General features: G+C 71.2%; 2 protein-coding genes. Both read left to right on the top strand.

Annotated elements, in window-relative coordinates; translation table 11 throughout:
• Positions 1-1,593 (top strand): glycerol-3-phosphate dehydrogenase/oxidase (locus tag ABCQ75_RS16185; protein WP_345886656.1); only part of this gene is annotated, 1,593 nt, incomplete at its 5' end.
• Positions 1,590-2,597 (top strand): lipoyl synthase (gene lipA / locus ABCQ75_RS16190; protein WP_345886125.1); only part of this gene is annotated, 1,008 nt, incomplete at its 3' end. The genes ABCQ75_RS16185 and lipA, both read left to right, overlap by 4 nt.

Genomic DNA, 2,597 nt, shown 5'->3' on the forward strand with positions numbered 1-2,597 from the left:
GTGGAGCGCGGTGACTACTGCCAGGGTGCTTCGGGGGCGTCCTCGCACATGATCCATGGCGGGATCCGGTATCTGGAGAACGGGGAGTTCCGGCTCGTGCACGAGTCGGTGGTCGAGCGGAACAGGCTGCTGCGGATCGCCCCGCACTATGTGAAGCCGCTGCAGACCACGATCCCGGTGTTCTCCACGTTCTCGGGCATCCTGAACGCGCCGCTGCGGTTCCTGACCCACCGCTCGGGCAGGCCGGGCGAGCGCGGGGCGGTGCTGATCAAGATCGGCCTGAGCCTGTACGACCTGTTCTCCCGTCAGGGCGGGTCGGTGCCCCGGCACCGGTTCCTGGGCCGGAGGAAGGCCCTGGCGGAGCTGCCGGCCCTGCGCCCGGATGTGAAGTACACCGCGACGTACTTCGATGCCTCGGTGCACGATCCGGAGCGGCTGACCCTGGACGTGCTGCGCGACGGGCTCGCTGCCGGTGCGCATGCCCGGGCGAGCAACTACGTCTCGGCCGTGGGCATCACCGGGGCGGGCGAGGGCGCGGCGGTGCGGCTGCGCGATGGGCTGACCGGGGAGGAGTTCGACTTCGCCGCGGAGGTGGTGGTGAACACCACCGGGGCGTGGGTCGATGCCACCAACGGCGCCCTCGGGGCACCGACGCGGTTCATGGGCGGGACGAAGGGCTCGCACATCGTGCTGGACCATCCGGAGCTCCTCGCGGCGTGCGCGGGCCGGGAGATCTTCTTCGAGCACAGCGACGGGCGGATCGTGCTGATCTACCCGATCGGGGACCGGGTGCTGGTGGGCACGACGGACATCGACGCCGGGGAGGACCTCGAGCCGGTGTGCACGGATGCGGAGATCGAGTACTTCTTCGACCTCATCCGCCACGTCTTCCCGTCGGTCCGGGTGGGCCGGGAGAGCATCGTCTACACCTTCTCCGGGGTGCGCCCGCTGCCGCGGCATGACGACACCGCCCCGGGGTTCGTCTCGCGGGACTACCGGATCGAGAAGGCCGCGCTGCCGGGCGGGGCGGGCCAGGGGATGCTGAGCCTGGTGGGCGGGAAGTGGACGACCTTCCGGGCCCTGTCCGAGCATCTGGCCGACGAGGTCCTGGCCCTGCTCGGACACGGCCGGTCGGTGGGCACCGGGGAGCTGCCGATCGGCGGCGGCCGCGGCTTCCCCACCGACGAGGAAGGCGTGCAGGCCTGGCTCAAGGCCCACACCGGCCCGGGCATCGACGCCCACCGCGCAGAGATCCTGCTCTCTCGGTACGGCACCCGTGCCGAGGACGTCATCGCCTACCTCGCCAAGGGCCAGGACTCCCCCCTGAAGAGCACCAGGGAGCTGAGCGTCCGCGAGATCGCCTGGATGGCCGAGCATGAGCAGGTCGGCCACGTCGCCGACGTGCTCATCCGCCGCACCTCCCTCGCGTTCCGCGGCCTCGTCACCGCCGAGCTCGTCCAGGAGGTCGCCCAGCACCTCGCGCCCGTCCTGGGCTGGGACCCGCGCCGGACCCGGCAGGAAGCACAGCTGGCCCTCGCGACCCTCGCGCACCGCCATCGTTCGTCTGCCGCCGCGGAAGGAGCCCTCGTATGACGCTCGCCCCTGAAGGCCGCCGCCTGCTGCGGGTCGAGGCCCGCAATGCCCAGGTCCCGGTGGAGCGCAAGCCGGACTGGATCAAGGCCAAGGTCCAGATGGGCCCGGAGTTCGTCCAGCTCAAGGGCCAGGTGAAGAAGGAGGGCCTGCACACGGTCTGCGAGGAGGCCGGCTGCCCGAACATCTTCGAGTGCTGGGAGGACAAGGAGGCCACCTTCCTCATCGGCGGCTCCGAGTGCACCCGCCGCTGCGACTTCTGCCAGATCGACACCGGCCGGCCCTCCCCGCTGGACCGCTCCGAGCCGACCAAGGTCGCCCGCTCCGTGCAGTCCATGGGGCTGCGCTACGCGACCGTGACCGGCGTGGCCCGGGACGACCTCGAGGACGAGGGCACCTGGCTCTACGCCGAGACGGTCCGCAGGATCCACGAGCTCAACCCCGGCACCGGCGTGGAGATCCTCATCCCCGACTTCTCCGGCAGGCCCGAGCACATCGGCGCGATCTGCGACTCCGCCCCCGAGGTGTTCGCGCACAACGTCGAGACCGTCCCGCGGATCTTCAAGCGCATCCGCCCCGCGTTCCGCTACGAGCGCTCCCTGGACGTGATCAGCCAGGGCCGGGACCGGGGCATGGTCACCAAGTCCAACCTCATCCTGGGCATGGGCGAGACCCGTCAGGAGGTCTCCGAGGCCCTGCGCGACCTCCACGAGGCCGGCTGCGACCTGGTCACGATCACCCAGTACCTGCGCCCCTCCGAGCGGCACCACCCCGTGGAGCGGTGGGTCAAGCCCGAGGAGTTCGTCGAGCTCTCCGCCGAGGCCGAGGAGATCGGCTTCCTCGGGGTCATGTCCGGCCCGCTCGTGCGCTCCTCCTACCGCGCCGGCCGGCTCTGGGCCACCGCGATGCGCAAGAAGGGCCTGGAGATCCCCGCCCACCTGGCCCACATCGAGAGCTCCGGCACCACCCGCCAGGAGGCCGCAACCCTCCTCGCCGCCCGCAACGCC

Origin of the sequence: Sinomonas halotolerans, assembly GCF_039615075.1 — a bacterium.
GTDB lineage: Bacteria > Actinomycetota > Actinomycetes > Actinomycetales > Micrococcaceae > Sinomonas > Sinomonas halotolerans.